General features: G+C 69.7%; 24 protein-coding genes. 7 read left to right on the forward strand and 17 right to left on the reverse strand.

Going from position 1 to position 25539, the window contains the following annotated elements:
• Window positions 1-4: 4 nt before the first annotated feature.
• From JHW38_RS04915 to JHW38_RS04945, 7 genes are all read right to left on the reverse strand, one after another.
• Window positions 5-2965, reverse strand: a complete 2961-nt coding sequence (locus JHW38_RS04915; protein WP_428995309.1) for a TonB-dependent receptor — start codon at window positions 2963-2965, stop codon at window positions 5-7.
• Window positions 2966-3174: 209 nt separating this feature from the next.
• Window positions 3175-4233 (reverse strand): LacI family DNA-binding transcriptional regulator, encoded by a 1059-nt coding sequence (locus JHW38_RS04920; RefSeq protein ID WP_242691208.1) that lies wholly within the window; start codon window positions 4231-4233, stop codon window positions 3175-3177.
• Window positions 4234-4419: 186 nt separating this feature from the next.
• Entirely contained in the window at window positions 4420-4701 is a 282-nt protein-coding gene (locus JHW38_RS04925) for a BolA family protein (RefSeq protein WP_207526255.1), read from the reverse strand.
• Between the two features lie 2 nt (window positions 4702-4703).
• Window positions 4704-5003 (reverse strand): YciI family protein, encoded by a 300-nt coding sequence (locus tag JHW38_RS04930; protein ID WP_207524901.1) that lies wholly within the window; start codon window positions 5001-5003, stop codon window positions 4704-4706.
• 103 nt (window positions 5004-5106) lie between these two features.
• Window positions 5107-5346, reverse strand: coding sequence for a hypothetical protein (locus tag JHW38_RS04935; protein ID WP_207524902.1), 240 nt, complete (start codon window positions 5344-5346; stop codon window positions 5107-5109).
• 104 nt (window positions 5347-5450) lie between these two features.
• A complete protein-coding gene (locus JHW38_RS25420) occupies window positions 5451-6827 on the reverse strand; it encodes a peptidoglycan-binding domain-containing protein (protein ID WP_242691210.1) in 1377 nt (458 codons plus the stop codon).
• An 84-nt stretch (window positions 6828-6911) separates the two neighbouring features.
• Complete coding sequence (locus JHW38_RS04945) at window positions 6912-7499, reverse strand: hypothetical protein (RefSeq protein ID WP_207524903.1); 588 nt, start codon at window positions 7497-7499, stop codon at window positions 6912-6914.
• 745 nt (window positions 7500-8244) lie between these two features.
• Between JHW38_RS04945 and JHW38_RS04950 the strand changes: the two genes are divergently transcribed.
• From JHW38_RS04950 to JHW38_RS04970, 5 genes are all read left to right on the forward strand, one after another.
• On the forward strand, window positions 8245-9084 hold the full coding sequence (locus JHW38_RS04950; RefSeq protein WP_242691360.1) for a segregation and condensation protein A: 840 nt from the start codon (window positions 8245-8247) through the stop codon (window positions 9082-9084).
• 133 nt (window positions 9085-9217) lie between these two features.
• Window positions 9218-10186, forward strand: a complete 969-nt coding sequence (gene scpB / locus JHW38_RS04955; protein WP_207524905.1) for an SMC-Scp complex subunit ScpB — start codon at window positions 9218-9220, stop codon at window positions 10184-10186.
• Window positions 10183-11808, forward strand: a complete 1626-nt coding sequence (locus tag JHW38_RS04960) for a pseudouridine synthase (protein WP_207524906.1) — start codon at window positions 10183-10185, stop codon at window positions 11806-11808. The genes scpB and JHW38_RS04960 overlap by 4 nt, the downstream gene beginning before the upstream one ends.
• A gap of 327 nt (window positions 11809-12135) precedes the next feature.
• The gene (locus JHW38_RS04965; protein ID WP_207524907.1) at window positions 12136-13131 is read left to right on the forward strand and encodes a serine hydrolase domain-containing protein; all 996 of its coding nucleotides are present in this window, start codon (window positions 12136-12138) and stop codon (window positions 13129-13131) included.
• Window positions 13125-13331 (forward strand): serine hydrolase, encoded by a 207-nt coding sequence (locus JHW38_RS04970; RefSeq protein ID WP_207524908.1) that lies wholly within the window; start codon window positions 13125-13127, stop codon window positions 13329-13331. The genes JHW38_RS04965 and JHW38_RS04970 overlap by 7 nt, the downstream gene beginning before the upstream one ends.
• Window positions 13332-13722: 391 nt before the next feature.
• Here the strand turns inward: JHW38_RS04970 and JHW38_RS04975 are convergent, their stop codons facing one another.
• Window positions 13723-14190: a DUF1348 family protein gene (locus tag JHW38_RS04975; protein ID WP_207524909.1), complete on the reverse strand. Its 468-nt coding sequence runs from the start codon at window positions 14188-14190 to the stop codon at window positions 13723-13725.
• A gap of 122 nt (window positions 14191-14312) precedes the next feature.
• On the opposite strand from JHW38_RS04975, the gene JHW38_RS04980 reads away from it, so the two are divergent.
• Window positions 14313-14879 (forward strand): TetR/AcrR family transcriptional regulator, encoded by a 567-nt coding sequence (locus tag JHW38_RS04980; RefSeq protein WP_207524910.1) that lies wholly within the window; start codon window positions 14313-14315, stop codon window positions 14877-14879.
• A gap of 191 nt (window positions 14880-15070) precedes the next feature.
• Complete coding sequence (locus JHW38_RS04985) at window positions 15071-16219, forward strand: NAD(P)/FAD-dependent oxidoreductase (protein WP_207524911.1); 1149 nt, start codon at window positions 15071-15073, stop codon at window positions 16217-16219.
• A gap of 22 nt (window positions 16220-16241) precedes the next feature.
• Here JHW38_RS04985 and JHW38_RS04990 read toward each other — a convergent pair whose 3' ends face one another.
• The 9 genes from JHW38_RS04990 to JHW38_RS05030 form a co-directional block, all read right to left on the reverse strand.
• A complete protein-coding gene (locus JHW38_RS04990; protein ID WP_207524912.1) occupies window positions 16242-17468 on the reverse strand; it encodes an alpha/beta hydrolase family protein in 1227 nt (408 codons plus the stop codon).
• A gap of 17 nt (window positions 17469-17485) precedes the next feature.
• On the reverse strand, window positions 17486-18283 hold the full coding sequence (locus JHW38_RS04995) for an amidohydrolase (RefSeq protein ID WP_207524913.1): 798 nt from the start codon (window positions 18281-18283) through the stop codon (window positions 17486-17488).
• A gap of 93 nt (window positions 18284-18376) precedes the next feature.
• Window positions 18377-18964 (reverse strand): hypothetical protein, encoded by a 588-nt coding sequence (locus JHW38_RS05000; RefSeq protein ID WP_207524914.1) that lies wholly within the window; start codon window positions 18962-18964, stop codon window positions 18377-18379.
• Between the two features lie 154 nt (window positions 18965-19118).
• Window positions 19119-20795 (reverse strand): type IV secretory system conjugative DNA transfer family protein, encoded by a 1677-nt coding sequence (locus JHW38_RS05005; RefSeq protein WP_242691211.1) that lies wholly within the window; start codon window positions 20793-20795, stop codon window positions 19119-19121.
• 37 nt (window positions 20796-20832) lie between these two features.
• Window positions 20833-21126, reverse strand: coding sequence for a hypothetical protein (locus JHW38_RS05010; RefSeq protein ID WP_207524915.1), 294 nt, complete (start codon window positions 21124-21126; stop codon window positions 20833-20835).
• 35 nt (window positions 21127-21161) lie between these two features.
• Complete coding sequence (locus JHW38_RS05015) at window positions 21162-21701, reverse strand: XVIPCD domain-containing protein (RefSeq protein ID WP_207524916.1); 540 nt, start codon at window positions 21699-21701, stop codon at window positions 21162-21164.
• 398 nt (window positions 21702-22099) lie between these two features.
• Entirely contained in the window at window positions 22100-23221 is a 1122-nt protein-coding gene (locus tag JHW38_RS05020) for an XVIPCD domain-containing protein (protein WP_207524917.1), read from the reverse strand.
• Between the two features lie 54 nt (window positions 23222-23275).
• Complete coding sequence (locus JHW38_RS05025; RefSeq protein ID WP_207524918.1) at window positions 23276-23782, reverse strand: hypothetical protein; 507 nt, start codon at window positions 23780-23782, stop codon at window positions 23276-23278.
• 544 nt (window positions 23783-24326) lie between these two features.
• Window positions 24327-25502, reverse strand: a complete 1176-nt coding sequence (locus JHW38_RS05030) for an XVIPCD domain-containing protein (RefSeq protein WP_207524919.1) — start codon at window positions 25500-25502, stop codon at window positions 24327-24329.
• Window positions 25503-25539: the final 37 nt, after the last annotated feature.

Below are 25539 nucleotides of genomic sequence, written 5' to 3' on the forward strand. Positions count from 1 at the left end.
GCGTTTACCAGCTGAAGCCCATCGACAGCTTGAACGTGCGGGTCGGCAGGATGATGCCGTCCTGGTGATCGCCGAAGTTCGGGTTCGGCGCGCCCAGACGGCCGGCGAACGTATCGAACTGGTTGTAGTTGCGCGCGTTGGTGACGTTGAGCACGTCGCCGCGGATGCGGAACTTGAACCCGGCGCCGGTATCGAACTCCTTGCTCACCGCCAGATCCAGCTGCTTGAAGCCGATCGTGCGGTCTTCCTTGTACTGGTCGGTGAAGCAGGCGCGGTCGTTGCCGTCGGGCGACTGCGAGCAATTGACGAAGTAATAGCCGGTCGGGCTCGCCAGGGTCAGCTTGCCGGAGAACGTCAGCCCCCACGGGCCGTCGTAGATGCCGGTGGCGACCATGCGATGGCGCGGCACGCCCTTCGGGTCGTGCCAGCCGAAGCCGGCCAGGCTCGGATGGTCGAGCGAGAACGACTCGCCGGTCTCGCGGTTTTCCTCGGCGTCGGTGAAGGTGTAGGCCACCGTCACGCCCCAGCCCGACTCGCGCGTGTAGGGCTTGTCGATCTTGACCAGCAGCGAATTGGCGCGGGTCTCGATGCCGTTCACGCCGAGAATCAGCGCGCGGCCGAAGCCCGGAATGCCGGCGCCGAACGGCGCGCCCCACTGCGCGCCCGGCGGATAGAACGAGCCGTCCGGGTTGCGGTTGCCGAGCAGGAACGCGAAGCCGTCCTTGCTGACGATGCGCGAGACGCCGACGTCGGTCTGCCACTCGGTCTCGCCGATCGTCACCGCGTTGCGCATGCCGATGCTGAACTGATCCGAGTACGGCGTCTTCAGGTCGTTGCTGAGCAGGAACACTTCGCGGCCGAAGTTCGGATTGGCCGCGACCAGCGCTTCCAACGCTTCGCGGTTCATCAGGCCGGGATTGAACGCCAGACAGTCGCCGACGCCCGGCGTGCACGGATGGCCCGGCTGGTTGAAGCGGTACGAATAGGTCGGGAACGTGCCCTTGGTCGTTTCCAGCTGCAGGTTGTTGAAGATGTTGCGGTCGTAGGCGCGGCCGGCGCCGCCGTAGATCACGTGGCGCTGGTCGGCGTTGAGATCGTAGGAGAAGCCCAGGCGCGGCTGGATCGCGTCCTTGAAGTTGCTGCGCTGGCTGCCGTCGCTGATGAACTTGTTGAGGTCGATGCCGCCGTTGGCCAGGCTCTGGCGGTAGCTTTGTCCGGCCGGCGCGCGCGGATCCTGGCTGTTGAGCGCATTGAGCACATCGGCCGGGGTGCGGTAGTCGGTGTAGACGTCGCTGGTCTCGTAATCCCAGCGCACGCCGAGGTTCAAGGTCAGCTTGTCGTTGACCTCCCAGTCGTCCTGGATGTAGATGCCGAACTGCTTGTTGCGCGACTCCACGCTGCCGTTGGCGATGCCCGGCAGGCCGGCGCCGAAGCGCACCAGGTACGGCGACACCAGATCGCCGCCGATGTCGTAGAAGAACTGCGGGTTGTACGGGATCTGCTCGGTCGCGCTGATGTCGATGGACTTGTACTTCACGCCCATCTTGACGGTGTGGTTGCCGTGCCACTGCAGGTCGGTGAAGGTCAGGTCGTCCTGAAACGACCAGCCCTTCTGCGACTTGTTCTGGAAGTTCTCGCCGGGACCGGCGTTGAGCACGCGCTTGTCGCCGCTGGAGCCGTTGTCGCCGCGGGTCAGCACATAGCCGTTGCCGAAGGCGTTGGCGCGCGGGTTGTAGGCGGCGTCTTCGAAGGTCAGGTGGGCGTCGTTGATCCAGCCCTCGCCGGTGTACTGGTAGCGCAGGTCCGCGCGCTTGTCCTGGTTGTCCTTGGCGGTGCCGAACGGAACCGTGCTGATGCCGTCGACGCCGGTCAGTTCGGTCTCGTCGCGGTACTTGCCGGTCAGTTCGAAGTAGTGGTTCTCGCCGACGCTCAGGTCGAGCTTGGCGAAATACAGGTCTTCCTTGAACGGCGCGTTGACGCCGCCGATCAGCGACTGGAACTGCGCCGGCAGGGTCGCCGCGGTGACGCCTTCGCCGGGCTTGATCGTGAACGGCGTGTTGTATTCCTTCGCCTCGTAGGCGACGAAGAAATGCATCTTGTCCTGGATGATCGGGCCGCCGAAGGAGATGCCGTACTGCTCCTCCTTCGAATCGGTCTTGACCCCGGCCTTGTCCTCGGCCGGGGTCGGCGCGCGCCACTTCTCGAAGGTGTTGTCCCAGAAGAAGTCGCCGTGGAATTCGTTGGTGCCCGAGCGCGTCACCGCGGTGATCGCGGCCGAGCTGAGCTGGTCGAACTCGGCCTTGTAGTTCGAGGTGATGACCTTGTATTCGCCGATCGCCGACTGCGGGAACGGATTGCCGCGGGTGTCGTCCTGGCCGGAAATGCCGCCGGCCAGCACGTAGTTCTTCTGGCCGACGCCGTCGATGTAGACGTTGACGCCGTTGGAGCTCTGCGCGCCGCTGCGCAGCGACGCCGAGCCGTTCGACGCCTGCACGAACTGCACGCCCGGCACGGTGTCGGCGAAGGCGAGGAAGTTGCGCGTGCCCTGCGGCAGCGCCTCGATCTGCTTGGTCGAGATGTAGGTGGCGTTCTCGGACGTGCGCACCTCGGCCAGCGCCGCGGCGGTCACGGTGACCTTGTCGATGTCGGTGGCGCTCTGCCCGCCCGGCGCGGTCTCGGCGACGCCGCCGGTCGACAGGTTCAAGGTCGCGGTCTGGCCCACCGCGACGGTGACGTTGCGGGTGTTGGTCTGGCCGTCGGCGTCGACGTCGATGCGGTAGGTGCCCGGCGGCAGGCCGGCCAGGGTGTAGTTGCCGTCGCCGGCGGTCTGGACCTTGCGCACCAGGCCGCTGGCGAGGTTGGTCGCGCTGACGCTGGCGTTGCCGGACGGGCCGGCGTTGCCGCTGACGACGCCGCGGATCGTCGCTGCGGTGCTTTGCGCCAAGGCGGCCGGCGCCGCCAGCATCAGGCAGCTGGCCAGCGCGCAGGCCAGCAGGCTGCGGCCGGGCGCGCCGGCCAGGCGCGAGCGCAACGATGGATGTCGGCGTCGGTTATCGATTGGGTGATGCATCTGCGTTCCTCCCTCCAAGGAGCACGTCGCTGCGCGGGGCAGCGTTGAGAAGCGGCGTGTTTTGTAATCGCTTACACGCGCGACCAAATTTTTTTCGCCCGCGATCAGGCGCCGCCCCCTCGGCGTAGCCCCGACTCGCGCACGATCAATTCCGGCCGCAACGGCTCGCTTTGCCGCGGTTTTTCTTGGTGTTCGTGATGTTCGCCCGACGCCGGCGCGGACTCCGCCGCCGGTTCGGGATTGAGCCGGGCCAGCAGCATCCGCGCCGCGCGCGCGCCGAGCTCGGCGATATTGACCCGCATGGTCGTTAGCGCAGGGTGGACGTAGCGCGCCAGCGGAATGTCGTCGAAGCCGGTCACGGCGATGTCGTCGGGCACGCGCAGCCCGCCCTGGACCAGTCCGAACAGGCAGCCCAGCGCCATCATGTCGTTGGCGGCGAACACCGCATCGGGACGTTCGCGCGCGGCCAGCAGGGCGGCGCCGGCGGCGTGGCCGGAGGCTTCGTCGAACTTGCCCGGCAGCACCCATTCGCGCGCATCCGGCAACAGCCGCGCCAGCGCTTCGCGATAGCCGCGCAGGCGCTCGTTGGCGTCGAAGTTGTCTTCCGGGCCGGCGATGAAGGCGATGCGGCGGTGGCCCGCGGCGACGAGGTGCTCGACCATCGCCTGCGCGCCGCCGTAGTTGTCGACGTTCAGCGAAGGCGTGTCGGCGCCGGCGTCCTGGGCGTTGATCAGCACCGTCGGCAGGGTCGCGGCCAGTTCCTCGGCGATCGACACTTGCGCGGCGGCATACGGCGACATCACCAGCAGGCCGTCGACCCGACCGCGCATCGCCCGCAGCGCGGAGATCTGTTCTTCCGGCTGGCCGTGGTAGCTCGACACCAACAGATGCAGGCGATGCTCGCGCGCGACCTGATCGACGCCGCGCACCAGTTCGGAAAAGAACTCGCCGTGCAGATCCGGCAGCACCACGCCGAGCGTCTGGGTGCGGCGGCTGCTGAGGCTGCGCGCCGCCGCATGCGGCGTGTAGCGCAGGTCGTTGGCGACGGCCAGGACGCGCCGGCGCACGTCTTCGGCGACGTTGCCATGCCCGTTCAAAGTCCGCGATACTGTCGCCACCGACACCTGGGCCGCGCGGGCGACATCTTTGATCGTCACGCTCACCACAGTCTCGATCGCCCTTCGCGGCTGAAAGTGCGACGACTGTAAACGTTTTCAGGAACGAGTGTAAAGCGCTTGTTATGAAAAGCGTTTAGACGGTCGGAAAGCGCGCAAATCCCCGGCAAAACCATGTTGCGCCGCGTCATGCGGCGCGCTGCGCGCACGCGCAACGCGCCCTGCCCGTCTACTTCACAGACCGGCTTCCTGCGGCGTCTTGGCGTTGATCGCCAGCGCGTGGATGTCGGTGGTCATCAGTTCGCCGACCGCGGAATACACCGCGCGGTGGCGCGCCAGCGGCAGCATGCCGGCGAAGGCCTGGCTGATCACGGCGACGCGGAAATGGCCGCGCCCGTCCTGCGCGCCGGCGTGGCCGGCATGGCGATGGCTCTCGTCTTCGATTTCCAGCGACACCGGCGCCAGCGCGGCCACGATCGCGGCGCGGATCGCCTCGGCGCGCTGCTCGCGCGGCAGGCTCACGGCAGCACCTTGCGGAACGGCCGCACCTCGACCCGCGCGTACACGCCGGCGTCGACATAAGGATCGGCATCGGCCCAGGCGCGCGCGGCCTCGAGCGATTCGAACTCGGCCACGACCGCGCTGCCGCTGAAACCGGCCGGGCCCGGATCCTCGGCGTCGATCGCCGGACACGGCCCGGCCAGCAGCAAACGGCCCTGATCGCGCAGTTCGTGCAGGCGCTGCAAATGCGCGGGACGCGCCAGGGCGCGCTTGGGCAGCGCATCGGCGGCGTCGTAACCTTCGATCAGATACCACATGACCAACCTCGGCGGAGCGGCGTGGGGAACGCGCATTGTAGCCCCCGCCGCGAGTCCGCCGCGGCCGCGCGAACTTGCCCGATGCGGCGGTCCGCAGCGCCGCTCAGCCGCCGTCGACCGCCACCGGCGCGGCCAGCAGGCGCGCGTGGCGGGCGCCGTGGCCCTCGCAGTCGGCGACCTGGGCCAGGGCGATGCGCTCGCCGTCGCACAGCCACAGCACCAGCCCCGGCCGCAGCCGCACGCCGGTGCGGCGCAGGTCCTGCAAGGTGCCGCGCGCGTCCAGGCGCAGGCAGCCGTCGGCCGCCGCGTAGGCGAAGTCGGCGAAAATCCGGGCGTGCGACACCGTCGGCCTCCGTGGCGCGGGCGGGCTCAAGAAAACAGCCCGCATCCGAAGATGCGGGCTGTGCGTGCCGGCGGACCGGCGGCGTTACCGCGAGCTCAGAACGCTCAGGCGACCTTGGTCTGGGTCGACTGCTGGTTGCGCTGCTGCTCCTGCTGCTGGGTCTGCTGCTGCGCCGACTGCGGCACGTCCTGCTGCAGGCGCTGGGTCGACTGCTCCACGCTCTGCTGGGTCGCCTGGTTGCGGTCGACGTAGGCGCGGTGGTGGCTGGGATCGTTGAGCTCGCCCTGCACCGCGAAAATGCCCTTGCCGTTGGCGTTGGGCACGACGTGGTCGATCTTGGTCAGGCCGCTGACGCGCGCGTCGTAGGTCAGCGTGGCCGCGGCGCGCTCGAGTTCCTTGTGGTCCTTGAAGCCGCCGAGCTTCTCCAGGCCGGTCACCGCCTGCTGGTACATGGCGTGGTCGCGGTGGTTCGGGTCCGACAGCAGCGGGCCGGCGTTGGGATCGCGCGCCGGGGCGTCGTGACGCGGCTGCGCGGTCTTGAGCTCGCGCAAGGTGTTCGGGCCGGCGATGCCGTCGACGGTCAGGCCCGGATGCTCGCGCTGGAACTGCTCGACCGCATGCTTGGTGCGGTCGCCGAACTTGCCGTCGGCGACCAGCGCCTTGCCGTCGGCGTCGCGGTAGCCCAGCGCGTTGAGGCGCTCCTGCATCGCCTTGACTTCCGGCCCGTGCTCGTCCTTGCGCAGCACCCCGTCGGCCATCGGCGCGGCCTGCGCGGCGGGCTTGTGGTCGTGCTTGTCGCCGGGCTTGTGGTCGTGGTTGTGCGCGTTGCCGGCGTTGACGCCCGGGGTGTGGACGATGCTGCCCTTGCCCGAAACGTCGCTGACCTGGGCCTTGCCGGTCAGGTTCTCCGAATGCGGCGGGCGCTTGTCGGTGGTGATCGCGCCGCGGTCCATGTCGCGGATGTAGCGCTCCATCTGCGGCAGGTAGCCGGTGTTGATGTCGATATGGACGTGCTTGCCGAACGCGTTGGACTTGCCGTTGTTGAAGCCGCTCTGGATGCCCAGCGGCTCGCCGTACTCGATCTTCTGGCCCACGCGCAGGTCGGTGTTGCGCAGGTCCATGTGGCGGTACTGCGCGATCATCTCGCGGCTGGGGTCGTTGGCCGGCTTGTCGTAGATCTGGACGATGCCGTCGGACGGATCGATCTTGCCGATGTAGCCGTTGGCCACCGCCGGCACCTTGACCGAGGCGTTGCCGTTGGCCTGCAGGACGAAGTCCTTGGACACGAAGTGGTCGCCGTCGCGGGTCACCGTGGCCTTGCCGTTGTAGTTGCCGAGCAGTTCCTCGCGCTCGCCGTTGACGGTGCCGTAGACGCGGCCCTTCTCGTTGCCGCGGCTGGGGTGATGGCGCTCGATGTCCTCGAAGTCGTGGACGTTCTGGACCTTGTTGCCGACCGACTCGACGATCTTGTAATTGGGCATCGTACTTCTCCTTGTCGATGTTTCGTTCGCGCTCGCGCGCTGGGTGATGGGGCCGGACCCGCGTCGGTGGTCGCGGGCGCGCTGTCAGCGCAGCTGCAGGGTCAGCTGCCAGCACCCTTGTTGGTGTTCGAACACGTAAGCCTCGGGGGCGCCGAGGGTCTTGACCACTTCTTCGTCGGGCGAGAACTCGGCCTTGACGTAATCCACCCGCGCCTTGTCGCCTTCGAGCTTGCGGTCGAGCTGGATCCGCGCCAGTTCGCCGTCGGCCTTGCCGGGCTCGAAGTACGACCATTGCGAATCGATCAGGGCGATCCGGAACGGACCGGCCTGGGCGGCGGGCTGCTTCGAAATCAGTTTGGCCGGGTCCTTGAGCTCGCGCACTTCGATTTCCGGCGCGGTATAGGCGGCGCGCACGGCGGGGTCGCCGCCGACATAGGCCTCCAGGAAGCTGTCGAAACCGTCCTCGGTCTTGGCGCAGGCGCCTTCCGGCAGCGCCGGGCGCTCGGCCGCGGCCGCGGCCGCGGGCGCGGCGGGCGCCGCAGCGGCGGCGACGGGTTGGGCGGCGGCGGCCGGCGCGGCGGGCTGGGCCGCCTCGGGCGCGGCGGCCGGAGGTTTGCTGCATGCCGCCAATGCCACGGCCAAGGCGAGGGCCGCGATCCTTGCTTGCTTCATCCTGATGTTCCCCAAAACGTGCGTGATCCCGCGATGGCGCCAGTCTAGCCGCATGCCGCCCCCCGACGGCAGAGGCGCGACGACCGTTCGGCGGCCGCAACCTTACGTATAAAGATGTCGTCACTGCGTGGATCAATTGCTCTAGAACGGCGCCAGGCCGCGCCCGACGGCCCACGACGGGCCGCTGTCGTTCATGCCGGCGCTGGACACCATCGCCCCCAGCCCTTACCCTAAACCCCGATTGCCGTCAGGCCGGATGCAGCAAACCCCGTCGCGACCGGAACCCCACGCCCGTCGCCACGTCCGTACCCGTACTCCCACGCACACCATCGGTGCGCCGGTACGCGTGCTTCGCTGTCGTCCTCCGCCCGCGCCCGCAAGCCTCCTAGCCCCAGCCGCCCGGCCCTGCCTGGCGCGCCGGTCGGAGCCGTTCGGGCCAAGCGCACACCTTTTTCGAGTGGTCCGTAGCACCCGCAGGGACGCTTCGTCCGGCATGCAGGGAACCCGGTTCGGGCGCCCCGCTTTTGGGAATCCCGCTTCCACAGCCGGTTCCCATGCGCCGCGAACGAAGGCCTGGCGCGGCTGCGTGCCGCGCGCATCGTCGCAACAAGCTTTGCCGACGGCCCGGAGGGGCCGGTTCCTGATGACCCACCAAGCCGCGCCCGCCGACGAATCCACCGCGGACTCCCCCGCCGGTGACGCTGCGGGACAAAATCCGGGCCCGACCGCGCCGCAGCAGCAGGAAATGCCGCTGGCGGTGGTGCACGGCCAGCCGGTGCTGCAGATCCCGCAGGATCTGTACATCCCGCCGGACGCGCTGGAAGTCATCCTGGAAGCCTTCGAAGGCCCGCTCGACCTGCTGCTGTACCTGATCCGCCGGCAGAACCTGGACATCCTCGACATCCCGGTGGCGGACATCACCCGCCAGTACGTCGAATACATCCAGGCCATGCACGAGATGCGCTTCGAGCTGGCCGCCGACTACCTGGTCATGGCCGCGATGCTGGCCGAGATCAAGTCGCGCATGCTGCTGCCGCGCGCGGTCAACGAGGAAGGCGAGGAAGAAGACCCGCGCGCCGACCTGGTCCGCCGGCTGCAGGAGTACGAGCGCTACAAGAAGGCCGCCGAGGACATCGACAGCCTGCCGCGCCAGGATCGCGACACCGCGCCGGTGCAGGCGTTCGTGCCGGACCGCGCCTCGATCCGGCTGCCGCCGCCGGTGGAGCTGAAGGAACTGCTGCTGGCGCTGCACGACGTGTTCAAGCGCGCCGAGCTGTACACCCAGCACGCGATCAAGCGCGACGCGCTGAGCGTGCGCCAGCGCATGGGCGAGCTGCTCACGCGCATGGGCGACGGCGCGTTCCACCGCTTCGAGTCGCTGTTCGCGGTCGAGGAAGGCCGTCTCGGCGCGGTCGTGACCTTCCTCGGCGTGCTGACCCTGGCCAAGGAACAACTGGTGGAAATCGTCCAGGACGGTCCGCTGGCGCCGATCTACGTCAAGTCGCTGGCGTTGATGAAGGACCCGGACGAGATCGAGCTCAGCAGCGAGTTCGATTCGGCCGCCAACGACGAAAGCGAAGCGTGAGCCGGCGCGCCGGCCCGTCCGCGACGCGGACCCCGCCCCTCCCGGCGCAGCTGCACCACCCGTACCACCCGCATCGCCCGGCCCCCGGCGGTTTTGCCGAATCCCTACTCCCGAATCCCGAATCCCGGCTGTAATGGACCAATCGCTGATCACCCGCATCGTCGAAGCCGCCTTGCTCGCGGCCAACCAGCCGCTGTCGCTGGCGCAGTTGCACGCGCTGTTCCCCGAGGACCAGCCGCCGCCGCCGGACAGCGTGGAAACCGCGCTGCAGACCCTGCGCGACGGCTGCGCCGAGCGCGGCGTGGAACTGGTCGAGGTCGCCTCCGGCTTCCGCTTCCAGGTCCAGGCCGACGTGCACCCCTGGGTCGCGCGGCTGTGGACCGAACGCCAGACCCGCTACACCCGCGCCACCCTGGAAACCCTGGCGCTGATCGCCTACCGCCAGCCGATCACCCGCGGCGAGATCGAGCAGGTCCGCGGCGTGGCGGTCAGCAGCAACATCATCAAGGCGCTGGAAGAACGCGAGTGGATCCGCGTGGTCGGCCACCGCGACGTGCCCGGCAAGCCGGCCCTGTTCGGCACCACCAAGGCCTTCCTCGACTACTTCGGGCTCAAGCGCCTGGACGACCTGCCGCCGCTGTCGGAGCTCAAGGACATCGGCGAGCTCGATCCGCAGCTGCCGCTGGACGGCGCGCCGATCCCGGCCGGGCTGGCCGACGACGCCGAGCCGGCCGGCGACGGCGTCGAGCCGGCCGCCAACGACGAAGCCGAAGCCGACGCCGCGAACCCGGCCGAAGCCGCCGCGGACGCCTCCGTCGAACCCGAACCCGAACTCGAAGCCGAGGCCGAAGCCGACGCGCAAGACCAAGACAACGAAGACGGCCTGGGCGACCAGGACGGCTCCGCCGCCGACGCGCCCGCCGCGCCGGCGGACGCAGAAACCCCTGAACACACCGTCCTTTCGGACGACCCCGAAGCCGCGCCGGGCGAGCGCGCGGCGGACGCGAACGATCACGAGCAAGACCAACACGCCGTCGAGACGACGACCGTTCCGGAACTTGAGGCCGAGTCCGAAGACGACCGGCCGGAGCAAGACAAATGACTGAAGAAACCCGTCGCAAGCTTTCCCTGAAGCGCGCCAGCGACGCCGCGGCCGAAGCGCCGCGCCTGGAAGAACGCCTGCACAAAGTGCTCGCGCAAGCGGGCCTGGGCTCGCGCCGCGCCCTGGAGCAGCGCATCGCCGACGGCCTGGTCAAGGTCAATGGCGATGTCGCCCAGGTCGGCGTGAGCATCAAGGGCGGCGACAAGATCGAGCTGGACGGCCGCAGTTTCGTCGCCAGCGCGCTGACCGAGCCCTCGCGCGTGCTGATGTACAACAAGCCCGAAGGCGAAGTCACCACCCGCGAAGACCCCGAAGGCCGCCCGACCATCTTCGATTCGCTGCCCGCGTTGAAGGGCGCGCGCTGGATCGCGATCGGCCGCCTCGACATCAACACCACCGGCCTGCTGCTGCTGACCACCGACGGCGAGCTGGCCAACGCGCTGATGCACCCCTCCTTCGAGGTCGAGCGCGAATACGTCTGCCGCGTGCGCGCGCCCGAGGGCGAGGACACCGTGCCGGACAACCTGGTCGACCGCCTCGCCCGCGGCGTGTCGCTCGACGACGGCCCGGCCAAGTTCGACGAGATCGAACGCATCGGCGGCACCGATTCGCACGACTGGTTCCGGGTCGTGGTCAAGGAAGGCCGCAACCGCGAAGTGCGCCGCCTGTGGGAATCGCAGGGCTGCCAGGTCAGCCGGCTCAAGCGCATCCGCTACGGCGGCGTGGCGCTGCCGCGCGAGCTGCTGCGCGGGCATTCGCAGGAACTGGCCGGCGACAAGGTCGAGGCGCTGCGCAAGGAGCTGGGCCTGGAAGACGGCCAGCCCTCGGCGCTGACCCTGCAGCCGGTGATCGGCCAGCGCAAGGCGGCCAAGTCGACCGTGCACCTGTCCGGCGAGCGCTCGCCCGGCTACGTCGGCGGCCACAACACCGCCGACGAAGGCCGCGAACTGCGCCGCTTCGACCACGTGCGCGAAGACCGCGGCGGCCGCGGCCGCGGCGGCCCGCGCAAGCACGGCGGCCTGACGGTCAGCGGCGAAGCCGCGGCCAAGCAGTCCAACAAGCCGTTCAAGACGCGCAAGGAAAAGGGCGTCAAGCCGCTGCCGGAAGGCAATCCGGCCGCGTTCCGCACCTGGTACGTGCCGGAAGGCGTCGAAACCGGCCCCAGCGGCCACCGCAATCCCGACGGCCGCGGCAAGAAAGGCGGCCGTCCCGGCGGCGCCGGCGCCGGCGGTCCCGGCGGCGGCGCGCGCGGCGCCGGTCGCGGCCGCGCCCAGGGCGCCGGCTTCGGCGGCGGCAACGGCGGCGGTGGCGGCAACGGCCGCAGCCAGGGCCAGGGTCAGCGCGCCGCGCGTCCCTACGGCCACCCGGGCAACGCCCCGAGCTTCCCGTCCGACCACGCCACCCCCGGCGGCTTCAATCCCTACGGCAGCGAGCGTCCGGCGCGCGGCAACGCCCGCCCGGGCGGCGCCAAGCCCGGCGGCCCCGGCGGCCGTGCCGGCGGTCCGCGTCCCGGCGCCGGCGCGCGTCCCGGCGGCGGCAACGCCCGTCCCGGCGGCGCTCCGCGTCCGGGCGGCCCGCGCGGTGGCGGACGCCCCGGCGGCGGTCGCGGCCCGCGCGGCTGATCGACGCGGTCCATGAGGCAACGACGAAGGGCGCGCGAGCGCCCTTCGTCGTTTCCGGACTCGGGAAACCGGCGGCTCAAGCCGCGGCCAACGACGGGCCGGGCCCTGCCCGCCCCGCCAAGCCGAATCGGCGAGCCGGCCCATGCGGCGGCGACGGCACAACTTCGGCAAAACCATCGGCAACATCGAGCAAACGGCGTCCAACGCCTGCGCCCGTTCGCGCTCGCGCGCAATCCGGCCAGCGACACCGCAGTGTTTCGCCACGGTCACTTGTGCATTGCACAATTCCTGCCATTTTCCACACGTCCCTCCGCAGGAGTGCCTGCCATGAACCTTGCCGCCTCCGCCGCGCCCATCGCGGCCCTGTCCTTGCGCGACCGCGTCGACGACGCCCTCGACCGCGCCGTGGCCGAACGCCGCCTGATCGGCGCGGTGGTGCTGGTCGCGCGCGACGGCGAAGTGGTCTACCGCCGCGCCGCCGGCCAGGCCGACCGCGAGTCCGACCGGCTGATGCGCGAGGACGCGATCTTCCTGCTGGCCTCGGTGACCAAGCCCTTCGTCGCCGCGGCCGCGGTCGAGCTGGCCCAGCGCGGCCGCATCGACCTCGACGCCCCGGTGACGCGCTGGCTGCCGCAGTTCCGCCCGCAGCTGGCCGACGGCAGCGCGCCCGACATCAGCCTGCGCCAGCTGCTCGCCCACACCTCCGGCTTGAGCTACCGCTTCGGCGAGCCCGCCGGCAGCGACTACGACGCGCACGAGGTCTCCGACGGTTTCGACCAGCCGGGCCTGGGCATCGACGAAAACCTGCGCCGCCTCGGCCGGACCCGCCTGCGCTTCGCGCCGGGCACCGGTTTCCGCTACTCGCTCGGCCTCGACGTGCTCGGCGAAGCGCTCGCGCGCGCCACCGGCACGCCGCTGCCGCAGCTGATCGACGAGCTGATCCTGGCGCCGCTGACGATGGCCGACACCGGTTTCCAGGTCGCCGACTACAAGCGCCTGAGCGCGCACTACGGCAACAGCGTCGCCGCCGACGGCTCGCGCCGGCCGGCGCGCATGCACGACGGCAGCGAGCTGCCGTTCTTCGACGGCGTGCTGCGCTACGCCCCGGGCCGGATCGAAAAGGCCGGTTCCTACCCGTCCGGCGGCGCCGGCATGGCCGGCACCGCCGGCGACGTGCTCAAGCTGCTGGAAACGCTGCGCCGCGGCGGCGACGGCGTGTTCGCGCCGGCGACGGTCGCGAGCTTGCTGCAGGCGCATGCGCCGGCGCCGCTCGAAGGCCTGGACCCGGGCTGGGGGGCTACGGCTACGGCGCCGCCGTGCTGACCGACCCGCTCGCCGCGGCCACCCCGCAATCGCGCGGCACCCTGGCCTGGGGCGGCGTGTACGGACACTCCTGGTTCCTCGACCCGCAGCGCGGGCTCAGCGTGGTCGCGCTGACCAACACGGCGCTGGAAGGCATGGACGGACAGTTCACGTTGGATCTGCGCGACGCGGTCTATGCCGGACTCGACGCCGCGGCGTAAGCGGCGTTTCCCCCTGTAGGAGCGACGCAAGTCGCGACCGCGCCAATACAGCCACGGCGAAAGCCGCACGCCGCCGATGCGATGTCCGACCCGCATCGGAAGCGGCGCCGCGACCGGCTACCCCGCGGTCGCAGCTCGCGCAGCTCCTACAGTCTGAAACGAAGCCGACGCGGCGGCGTAAGCGTCGTCTGCCCCTGTAGGAGCGACGCAAGTCGCGACCGCGCCAACACAGCCACGGCGAATGTCGCCCGCCACCGATGCGACATCCGCCCCGCATCCGAAGCGGCGCCGCAATCGGCGGCCCCGCGGTCGCAGCTCGCGCAGCTCCTGCAGTCTGGAACCAACCAGCGGCGGCGACTGGCGACAACGGCGGTTTCGCGCCGCCGCCGGCTTACAACCCCAACTCGCTCAAGCCCGGATGATCGTCCGGACGCCGCCCCTGCGGCCAATGGAACTTGCGCTCGCTTTCCGCGATCGGCTTGTCGTTGATGCTGGCGATGCGCCGCGCCATGCGGCCGTCGTCGGCGAATTCCCAGTTCTCGTTGCCGTAGCTGCGGTACCACTGCCCCGAATCGTCGCGCCACTCGTAGGCGAAACGCACCGCGATGCGGTCGCCGTCGTGCGCCCACAGTTCCTTGATCAGCCGGTAGTCCAGCTCGCGGCTCCACTTGCGCTGCAGGAACGCGATCACCTGCTCGCGCCCCTGCGCGAATTCGGCGCGGTTGCGCCAGCGGGTGTCGGCCGTATAGGCCTGGGCGATGCGCTCGGGATCGCGCGAGTTCCACGCGTCCTCGGCGAGACGGACTTTCTGCGCGGCGGTTTCGCGGGTGAACGGGGGCAACGGCGGGCGGGTGTCCATGAGGCTTCCTCGGGGAACGGTCGATGGATGTAGACAGAGCTGTCTACCCGGCACGCTACGCCTTGTAGACCGATCTGTCTACAACGCTGGCACAGGTAGACGAATCGGTCTACCATCGCGCCATGACCGGCAAGACCGCCCCGCCCCCGAGCGCGCGCGAGCGCATCCTGCAGACCGCGCACGACCTGTTCTACCTGGAAGGCGTGCGCGCCACCGGCGTCGACCGGGTCATCGCCGAATCCGGCGTGACCAAGGTGACGTTGTACCGGCATTTCCCGAGCAAGAACGAGCTGATCCTGGCGTTCCTGGATTACCGCCACGAGCGCTGGATGGCGTGGTTCGACGCCGCCCTGCGCCGCGGCGGCGACGACGCCGCGGCGCTGGCGCCGGCCCTGGCCGAATGGTTCGCGCACCCGCAGTTCCGCGGCTGCGCCTTCATCAACACCGTGGCCGAGCTCGGCCCGGCCCTGCCCGACGCCGGCGAACGCGCGCGCGCGCACAAGCGCGCGATGCAGGCGCGCATCGCCGCGCTGCTGCCGGCGGGCGCGGCGCGCGAGACGCGCGCGCGCGCGCTGGCGGTCGCGGTCGACGGCGCGATCGTGCGCGCGGCTTGCGACGGCGCGAGCGAGGACGCGCTGGCCGCGCTCGCCGCGACCGTGGATGCGGTGCTGGCGCGCAAGCCGCGCTGAACGCGCGGGCCGGCGGCCGTCGCGCGACGCGGCCCGCGCCGCCAGAAACGAACGTACGCACGCCTCCGCCGCACGCGCCGACGCGCCAGGCGCTCGCGCCGCGACCGCCGCGGTCACTTCACACAGGCCCCATACGCGCTTCGTCTGGCGTGGACACACTGCGCCGCACATCCCCAGCCGAGGTCCGCGCCATGCTTCCGAATTCCGAGCGTTTCGATTGCGATCTGGTCGTGGTCGGCGCCAGTTTCGCCGGCGCCGCCTGCGCGCTCGCGGCGGCGCGCGCGGGCTTGCGCGTGGTCGTGCTGGAACGCAAGCGCGATCCCGGCGACAAGCTGCGCACCACCGGCATCGTGGTCAAGGAGGCCGCGGAGCAAACCTGGCTCAGCCGCGCGCCGGCCGGCTGCGTGCACCGGGTCGAACGCGTCCGGCTGTATTCGCCGCGATTGCGCAGCATGGCCTTGAGCGCGCCCGGTTATTACTTCCTGACCACCGACACGCCGCGGCTGATGCGCTGGCTGGCGCGCGAACTGGTGCGGCACGGCGTGGACCTGCGCCTGGGCGCCTCGTTCACCCAAGCCGAGCGCGAAGGCGAAGCCTGGCGGGTCGAAGGCGTGGGCCGCACCCGTTTCCTGGTCGGCGCCGACGGCGCCAAATCGCGCGTCGCCGAGCGCGCCGGGCTCGGCCGCACCCGGGAATTCCTGTACGGCATCGAATACGAGTTTCCCGGCGCGACCTTGCCCGAGTCGGGCGCGCTGCATTGCTTCGTCAGCAAACGCTACGCGCCGGGCTACATCGGCTGGGTCGCGCAGAATCCCGGCGGCGTGCAGGCCGGACTCGCCGCGCGCCACGATCCCGAGCGCGCGCGCGTGCCCGACATCGACGGTTTCCTCGCGCGCGTGCGCGACGTCGTCGGCCTCAACGCCGAACTGCAACCGGCGGCGACCCGCGCCGGCCTGATCCCCTGCGGCGGCCCGGTGTTTCCGCTCGCGCGCGACGGCGTGATGCTGACCGGCGACGCCGCCGGCATCGTCTCGCCGGTCACCGCCGGCGGCATCCATTCGGCCTGGGCGCACGGCGAAACGCTGGGACAGGCGATCGCGCTGCATGCGCGCGGCCTCGGCCCCGCGCCGGAATCGATCGCGCAGGACGCCGCGCCGAAGTTCCGCAGCAAGCGCGCGCTGCGCTGGGCCTTCGATCGCTTCCAGGCCGATTGGCCGTTCGACCTGCTGCTGCATTCCGCGCCGCTGCGCTGGGCCGCCGAGCAGGTGTATTTCCACAAGCGCGGAATCCCCGAAAGCGAGGACGCCGCGCGCGCGCCGCGCTCGTCGGAGACTTACTGAGCGCGCGCGTTCGCGGCCGCGCTCACGGCATGGCGCCGAGCTGTTCGAACCACGCCAACGCCGGCGCATAGCTCAGCGCCGCGCTGTCGGAATGATCGACCGCGCCCATGGAATGCAGCGAGACGTTGCCGCCGCGCGCTTTGGCGTAATCGAACAACGCCTGCGCCGAACGCGGCGGCACGTCGCGATCGGCCTCGCCGTAATGGATGCGGAACGGCGCGACCGGCGTCCAGGCGAAGGTCTGGTTTTCGTCGAGCGCGCGGGTGAACCAGCTCTCGCGACCGGCCCGCAGCGAGCGCAGGAATTCCGGGCGCAGCAATGCGCGCGCATCCGCCGGCAACGCCGCGCCGATGCGATCCGGGGTCTGGCTTCCGTCGAACAACGCGGGCATCGTCGCGGCGTAATCGTCGGCCAGCAGCTCGTTCAACGGGTGCCCGTAATAAGCCGAATAGGCCTGGGCGATGAACGCCAGATAGCCGGCATCGTTGGCCGACCCGGCGCTTTCGGGCGCGAGCTTGCGCAGCAGCAAGGCGCGCAGATCGTACGGCCCGGCGATGCCGATCGAACCGCGCAGGCGATAGCCGTCGAGCGGCGCCCGCTCCAGCGCGCGATGCACTCCGGCCGCGCTTTGCCCGCCCTGCGAGAATCCCAGCACGTACAAGGACGGCGATCCGTCGCCGCGATGCAATTCGGCGGATGCCGCGCGCACCGCGCGCAGCAGGTCGAGCGCGGCGTCGACCTGGACGGCGACGATCGCATAAGCCTGCGGTTCGTTCGACACGCCCAGGCCGATGTAGTCCGGCACCGCGACATCGAAGCCGTTGCCGGCGAACACCGCGGTTTCCTCGTTGCCGTCCGCGCGTCCGGGCTGCGACGGCGACGCGGCGCGGCTGGCCTGGGTGCCGTGCAGATACAGGACCGTGCCTTTCGACCGTCCGCCTGCGCTCGGCGTCGAGAACAGGCCGGAGGCCACGACCGGGCGGTTGCGATAGACCGTCCGGTATTCGACGCGGTACAGGCGCGCGCCGCCGTCGACCGCGATCGCGCCGGGCAATCCGGACGCGATCCGTTGCGCGCCGGCGCGGTCCAGCGTTTCCACTGCCTGGAGGCTGACCAGTTCGCCGCGGCGATGCGCCGGCGCGGCGTCGCGATCGGCATGCAGCGCCGGCGAATGCGCGAGTCCGCAACCGGCGAGCGCGAGCGCGCCCGCAAGGATCAAGGCCCAGATGCGCATGGCCGACGCGTTCATCGCCCGCGCCGCCGCGCTCAGCGCAGGTCGAACGCGTCGCCGTCGAGCATCGCCGGAAAACGCTCGCGATGCGCGGCCAGTTCGGCCGCCTGCAAGGTCGTGGTGACCACCACTTCCTCGTCGGTGCATTCGCTGATCGGCTGGCCGAGGAAATCGATCACCGCGCTGTCGCCGGAATAATGCAGGCCGTTGCCGTCGCTGCCGACGCGGTTGAGGCCGGCGACGTAACAAAGATTCTCGATCGCGCGCGCGCGCAGCAGGGTCTTCCACGGATAGGCGCGCGCCGACGGCCAGTTGGCGACGTACAGCAGCAGGTCGTAGTCCAGCGCGCCGGGGCGCTCGACGTCGTAGCGGTTGCGCGAGAACACCGGGAAACGCAGGTCGTAGCAGACCTGCGGGCAAATCCGCCAGCCCTTCCATTCCACGGTCAGGCGCTCGCGGCCGGCGGCGTAGCGTTCGTGTTCCTTGGCGTAGCGGAACAGATGGCGCTTGTCGTAGGTGCGCAACCCGCCGTCGGGCGTGGCGAACAGCAGCCGGTTGAACACGCCGTCGTCGGTGCGCAGCTGCACGCTGCCGCAGACCGCGGCGCCGAGCCGGGCGGCTTGTTCGCGGATCCAGGCCACGGTCGGGCCTTCCATCGTTTCGGCGTTGCCGATCGCGTCGTTGCTGAAGCCGCTGGTGAAGGTTTCCGGCAGCAGCACCAGGTCGGTGATGCCTTGCGCCTGACCGATCAGCTCGCCGTAGTAATCGCGATTGCCGGCGGGGTCGTGCCAGCGGGTGGCGCCTTGGATCAGGGTGATGCGCAGATCGTTCATGAGAGTCGGCCGGACGTGCGTGCTGTCGGCATTATGCCCCGCCGCCGCGGGCCTGGAGCGCGGCGCGGGTCGAAAAACGCCGGCGGCGGCGGCTCAATCGCAGAACCCGTAGTCATAAGCAAACGCCTTACGCCAGTCTTCCGCGGCCGGATACGCCATGACCCGACCGGCATCGCCGCGCAGCCGGTCGCGCTCGCGCAAGGCCGCAGCGATGGCGGAATGATCGACCGCCTCGATCAGATGGCCGTCGGCGAATACCAGCTCGAGCAGGCGCAGATAGTGCCAGCCCGGCGGCGCGCCGCGCCCGGGACGCTCGCAGGCGTCGCCGGCGCCGATCAACAGGCCGCCGCCGAAGTCCAGCGGCAACGCGAGTTGCGAATAACAGCTGCCGAAACCCCAGTCGGGATCGCGTCGCGGCGATACGCCGTTGATCGCGGGTCCCGGCCCGAAGCGCGGCTTTTTCGCCGACGGCGCGGACACGGCGTGGTCGAGCATCAACCCGTCGAGCCACAGCCGCGCATCGACGCGGTAGAACGCAAGCCAGCCGCGATTGAGCGCGGTGCAGTTGCTGACCGGGTCGAGGCCGTGAGCGCGCGGATCGAACAACTCCCCGCCGGCCCAGGCGATCAGGTCGCAGCCGACGCCTTCGAACAGGACTTCGTCGCACCACTGTTGGGTCATGGCTCGTGTCTGATTGAGGTCGGCGAGAGGCCATCCAGCGCCGGCGATCCGGTTTTCGCCGGGACGCCGCAACCGAGCGCATCGCAAGGCCCGCGCCGCAAACGAAAACGCCGCCGGAATCCCCGGCGGCGCACGCTCGGTCCTGCCGCCGCGCTCAACCGACCTTGATGTCGAGCATCGGCACGGTCACCTTCGGCAGCAGCCGCTGGGTGAACATCTTGTCCTGGTAATACTTGATCTTGTCGCACTTCACCGGATGCGGGATGCCTTCGTACAGCACCACCTCGGTGTCGAAGCCCATCGCCTTGAGTTCCTGCGGCAGCATCAGCGCGCGGCGCTCCTCGGATTCGCTGCGCGAGACTTCCTTGCCGCGGGTGACGTTGGTCTTGCGCACCGTGGTGTAGCCGAGCATCTCGGAATAGTCGTTGGCGTCCTGCTGCTCGCGCGGCGCGTAGATGATCTGCAGCGCGTGGTTGGTGATGATGGTGCGCGAGACGTCCTTGCCGTAGGTCGCGTCGAGCTGCGACATGCTCTGGATGATCGGCAGCAGGCGGATGTTGTAGCCGGCCATGTACGACACCGCCGAAGCGATGATGTCGACCTTGCCGATCGAGGTGAACTCGTCCATCAGCAACAGGCACTGGTGTTTCAGTTCCTTGTTGTTCTGCGGCAGCTCGCGGGTGTTGAGGTTGATGATCTGGCTGAAGAACAGGTTCACGATCAGCCGGCTCTCGGCCAGCTTGTTCGGCTGGATGCCGACGTAGATCGTCATCTTCTTCTTGCGCAGGTCGGTCAGCAGGAAGTCGTCGGTCGAGGTCGCCGCGTCGAGCACCGGGTTGATCCAGGGGTTCAGCGGTTCCTTGAACGTGCCCAGGATCGAGGCGAAGGTCTCGTCGGCCTGCGACAGCATGTTGGCGAACGCCGAACGCGCGTTGGCGCTGAGGAACGGACGCTCCGACAGGCCCTTGAGGAACGGCTTGAGCTCGCTCTTGCCGTCGCCGGACGACAGCCGGTACACCGCGCCGATGGTCGGCACCGCGGCGAACGGGAAGCCGACCTTCTGCGCGTCGTCGTAGGCTTCGAACAGGTACAGGGTGAAGGCCATGAACGCGTTGCGCGCCTGGCTGATCCAGAACTTCTGGTCGTCCGAGCCGTCCGGATACAGCATCGCGGCGATGCTCATCAGGTCGGACACGCGGAACGCCGGGTCGGCCGACACGTAGGTCAGCGGGTTCCAGCGGTGGGTGCGGCGGTCTTCGGCGAAGGGGTTGAACAGGTAGATCTCCTGTCCCTGCCCCGCGCGCCAGCCGCTGGTGAGGTCGAAGTTTTCCTGCTTGATGTCCAGCACCACCATCGAACCCTGGTAGTTCAACAGGTTCGGGATGACGATGCCGACGCCCTTGCCGGAACGGGTCGGCGCGGCGAGGATCACGAACTGCTGGCCGCTGAGCTGGACCAGCTTGCCGTTGTACTTGCCGACCACGATCGAGGTCGGGGTCGACTTGAACATGTCCTTCTTGTCCAGGTCGCCGCCGTTGGCGAAGCGCGCGTCGCCGTGCATCGACTGCTTCTTGGGCATGAACAGCAGGTACAGCAGGCCCAGGTACAGGATCGCCGGGAAGCCGAAGCCGAGCATGCCGCCGACCTTGATCTTGGTCTCGTACGGCTTGACCTGCGGCAGGTCGATCGACTTGAGATACAGCAGATAGGTGTCCCAGCTCAGCGGCGCGCTGAGCTTGAGCAGCATCAGCGTCAGATAGCCGGACAGATACAAACCCGCGACCGCGGTCACCAGCAGCGCCACGACGGCGCCAATCGCCTTCCCTTTCACGTTTTACTTCCTGCTTGATCCCCGAACCCGCTGTCGGTCAGCGTCGCTTCCGGCCTGCCCGGAGCCCGGAACGCTCCGCCGGGCGCGATTGGGCCATCATATCCGGCGAAAGGCTGCCGTTGGACAACAATTCCTTGATGATCTCGTCGTCCATCCACTTCTGGGCGTCGCCCAGGGTCAGTTCCTGACGCAGCTTGACCCCGGCGGAGGTCATCACCGCGTAGGCGTAGACGTCCTGCTGGTCGAACTCGGGGTCGCGGGTCAGCGCGACGATGTGGAACTTGCCCTTGGTCTGGACGGTGTGGCGGTATTCGGCCGTGCTGTTGCTCATTCGGTCCTCCTGGGCCCGCGCGCCGGACGGCGCGCTCAGTCGCGTTCGCGGGTCAGCGCGCGCGCCGCGGCGGACGGCTGCTTCTGCGCGTCGTCGCGTTCGGGGTTCTGGCGCTCGCGCTGGTTCTCGCGCTCGCGTTCGGTCTGGCGCTGCTGTTCGCGCACGTCCTGCTCGCGCACCAGTTGCGCCAGCTGTTCGCTGCTGCGCTGCAGCGATTGCTGCGCCGCCTGCTCGGTCTGGACGTGGCACAGGCGCCGCGACGGCGAGTCGTTGTCGCCCTCGACCGCGAACGCGCGCTTGCCGTCCTGGCTGAAGGCCACACCGTCGACGCGCTGACGCTCGCGGGTGGCTTCCAGCAGCAAGGCGCCGGCCAGGTTGTCGCGTTCGCCGGGGCTGAACTGGCGCGCGGCGTCGTTGCGGTCCAGGCACACGCGCACGTGCGCGAACTGCTCGTGCTGGGCGTTGCTGGGGCTGCTGAGCAGATTGCGCTGCTGGCCCCGACGCACTTCGTCGAGGGTTTGCGAATCGGCCTGGGTGCCGACCCGCAGGGTTTGGTCCTGCGATTGCGAACTCATCGTCGTCTCCTCGCCGGAGCGGGTCCGGTCGCGATCCTTGGCCGCCGCACCACGGCAGCCTACGCCCTGCGGCCGGCCCGGTCGAACCGGAACCCGCGCAGGCAAGCGGCAGCGGCAGGCTCGATCTCCCTAGCGATCGAGCCTGCCGTGCCTGCCCCGCCCTCGCGGACGAAGCCGGGACCTCCATGTCGCGAACCCCGCAGAGACTTCGATGCCGTCCCTGGCCTGCGGGGTTCCTCGATCGGCGCCGGCCGCCGCCTCCACCGACGGCGCGACGGCCGGTACCGATCGAACTGCGGCGCCGTCGCGGCCTCCGTGCCGGCCGACGCCCGCTTGCGGTGCCGCCGCGACGCATCCTGCGTCGCGGCGCCCGGCCGCAGCCGGGTCTCGCCTCAGCCTCAGCCCATCGTCATGCGCGGAGGCTGCTGCTGTTGCTGCTGGGTCTGGGCCTGTTGCTGGCCCTGCTGCTGCGCGGGCGCGTCCTGGGCCAGACGCTGGCTGGACTGCTCGACGCTTTGATTCATCGCCTGCTGCTTGTCGGCGTAGACGCGGTGATGGGCCGGGTCGTTCAGGCCGCCCTGCACCGCGAACACGCCGGTGCCGTTGACGTTCTGCACGACGTGGTCGATCCGGCCCAGGCCGCTGACGCGCGCCTCGTAGGTCAGCGCCGCGGCGGCGTTCTCGCGGTCCTGCGCGGTGCGGAAGCCGGCTTCGGGGCCGAGCCGCTCGAGCCCGGCCAGCGCCTGCTTGTACATGCCGTTGTCGGGGTGGTTCGGGTTGGAGATCAACGCGCGCTCGTCGCCGTCGCCGTCGCGGCGCGGCGCGGCGTTGCGCAGCGCGCCGAGGGTGTCGCGGCCGGCGACGCCGTCCTCGTGCAGGCCGTTCTCGCGCTGGAAGCGCGCCACCGCCTGGCGGCTGCGCTCGCCGAAGTCGCCGTCGGCCGCGAGCGGGCGGCCCTGGTCGTCGCGATAGCCCAGGCGGTTGAGCGTTTCCTGCAGCGCGCGCACTTCCGGCCCGCGCTCGCCCTGGCGCAGTACGCCGTCGGCGCCCGCGGCAGCGGGAGCGGCGGCGGTGCGGCCGCCGTGTTCGCGCTGGTTCCAGAACGCCTCGGGGTTGAGGTTGTTCCCGTGCGCGTCCTTCATCTGGTAATGCACGTGCTGGGCGTATTGCGCTTCGCCGTTGGGGCCGCGCCCGCCCATCGTGCCGATCGGCGTGCCGGGCTCGACCCGCTGGCCGACCACCACCGACTGGCTCTGCGTGTGCAGCAGCTGATGGCGGTTGCCTTCGCCGTCGACGATGGTGACGGTGCCGTAACGGCCGCCGACGAATTCGACCGTGCCCGCGACCGGCGAATGGATCGTCGGGTGGGTCAGGTTCACGCCGGCCTGTCCGCCGACGTAATTGAAATCCGAACCGCCGTGCGGGCCGTTGCCGCGGTGTTCGCCGTAATGCCCGGTGATGTGCGGCGAGCGTCCCTGCTGCGGCGGCAGGATGGTGTTCATGACGTCTTGGTAGGACATGTCGGCTCCTGGATTTAAGACCGGTCGCGCAAGCGCGGGCCGTTGGATCGATCGTTACAGCGAGTCGTCGCGCATGCGGTACAAGGTCCAGCACTCGCCTTTGCGGAAGAAGAACGAGAGCTGGTAATCGGTGTCCGGCTTGGCCAGCAGCACCTGCTTGTCGCCGTTGAGTTCGGTCTGGCTCAGCACCAGTCCGTCGGCCTGCTGTTTGGCGCGGCTGGCCATCAGCGGAAACTTGATCGCGTCGCCGTCGAGCATCGCGGTCACCGGCTTGGGTTCGGGATCGGCGTTGGCGTCGACGGTTTCGCTGCGCAGCGGGCGCTCGGTGAAAGCGCGCTGCACTTCGACGTCGTCGGCGAACGCGGCCAGGAACGCATCGAAATCCTGCGACGGGCAAGCGGTCGCCGGCGTCGCCGCGGCGGCGGGCGCGGCCTTTTCCGGCGCGGCCTGTTCGGCGGCGGCCGCGGCCGGCTGGCTGTTGGACGCGACGTCGCAACCGCTCAGCGCGATCAGCGCGCCCAGCAGCAAGCCAGCGGTCCAACGGGTGTTTTTCAGGTTCATCACGGTCTTTTCCTCGTTCGAACTGCGTACGCGCACTGTCGCAGCAAGCCGCTCGTGCGTCTGCGCACGGCCGCACGCCGTCCGCATCGTTTCCAGCCGTCCCTGGCTCATCCATCCCTGCCCGACCGTCCTTGGTTCGCGCATCCGTGTCGCATCCATTTCTGTTGAGTCCGTTCCTGCTGAATCCCTTCCTGTTCAACTCGTCCCTGCTGAATCCGTCCCTGGCGCATCCGTCCTTGGTGCGTGCATCCCTGCAGCCTGCGTCCCTGGCCATCCCTGATTCATCCAATCCGCCGGGCCGTCCCTGGCCCCTGCGTCCGGATGGCGCCGCTGTCGCGACGCTCCCTCATCGCGCCGTCCCTGGCCCGGTCGCTCTCCCCGACCGTGCCCGTCCCTGCGCTGGCCTTCCCGACTCCGCGTCCTGCGGCCGTCCATGGCGGCGCATCCTGCGCCGACGTCGCGGCCGCACCGGTCGACGCCTTCGTCCCTGCTGTTGCGCGCGCCGCCTCCCCGCGGCGCGCGTCTTACTCCTTCGCGCTTACGCTCAAGCCGTCATGGTCTTGGGCGCGCGCTCCTGCGACTGCGCGTCCTGCGCCGGCGCGGCCTTGTCCGGCACGTCCTGCTTGAGCTGCTGGCTGGTCTGCTCCAGCGGCACGCTCGCGGCCTGCGCCTTGTCGGCGTGGACGCGGTGCGACGCCGGATTGCTCGGATCGCCCTGCACCGCGAACAGGCCGGTGCCGTTGGCGTTCAGCACGACCTTGTCGATGCTGTTCAAGCCGCTCACGCGCGCCTCGTAGGTCAACGTGCCGGCGGCGCGCTCGAGTTCCTGGCGGCTGCCGAACGCGTTCGGGCCGAGCTTCTCCAGCCCTTCGACCGCCTGCTTGTACATGCCGTTGTCGCGGTTGGCCGGATCCGACAGCAGCGCGCCCTTTTCCGGCGGCGCCTTCTTCAGCGCGTCGAGGGTCTTCGGACCGGCGACGCCGTCGTCGTCGAGGCCGTAGGCGCGCTGCGCCTGCTGCAGGGCGTGCTTGGTCGCGGCGCCGAAATCGCCGTCGGGCTTCAGCGGCTGGCCCTTGGCGTCGCGGAAGCCGAGTTCGTTCAAGCGCTCCTGCATCGCCTTCACCGCCGGGCCTTCTTCGCCCTGGCGCAGGCGGCCGTCGGCCATCGCGTCGGCCGGCTTGGCCGGCGCCGTCGGCTTGTGCTCGCCGGGCTTGTGCTCGGGCAGCTCCGGCGCGCCGCGGCCTTCGGCCAGGGCGATGCCGCGACGCATGGTCGGGCCGTTGAACACCTTGGCCAGTTGCTCGGCGTAATGCGGGTCGGTCGCGTAACCGGCCTTCTGCAGCGCCTTGGCTTCCTTCTCCAGGTTGCCCAGGGTGCCTTCCTCGAACAGGCCGGCTTTGGTGTAGCGGCCGTTTTCCTTGAGGAACTTGACCCGGTCGGCGAGCGCTTCGTCCATCGAACCGTAGACGCGGAAATCCTGGTCCTTCCAGACCTTCTTGCCGCCTTCGATCTCCCACACGTTGAAGGTCTTGGTCGGGCCGTCCCAGCCCTTGCTGTCCTTGATGTTGAAGATGTTGTTGGTGCCCGGCAGGACCTTCTCGCCCCAGCCGGTTTCCAGCGCGGCCTGGGCCAGGATCAACTCGGCCGACATGCCGGTCTGCTTGGACACGCGCACCGCGGCCGGATACAGGTCGGCGATGAATTCTTCCTTCTTACCCATGATCTAACTCCTTGTCTGAAAACACAGGCGCGGCGCG

This window comes from Lysobacter enzymogenes (genome assembly GCF_017355525.1).
Classification (GTDB): Bacteria; Pseudomonadota; Gammaproteobacteria; order Xanthomonadales; family Xanthomonadaceae; genus Lysobacter; species Lysobacter enzymogenes_C.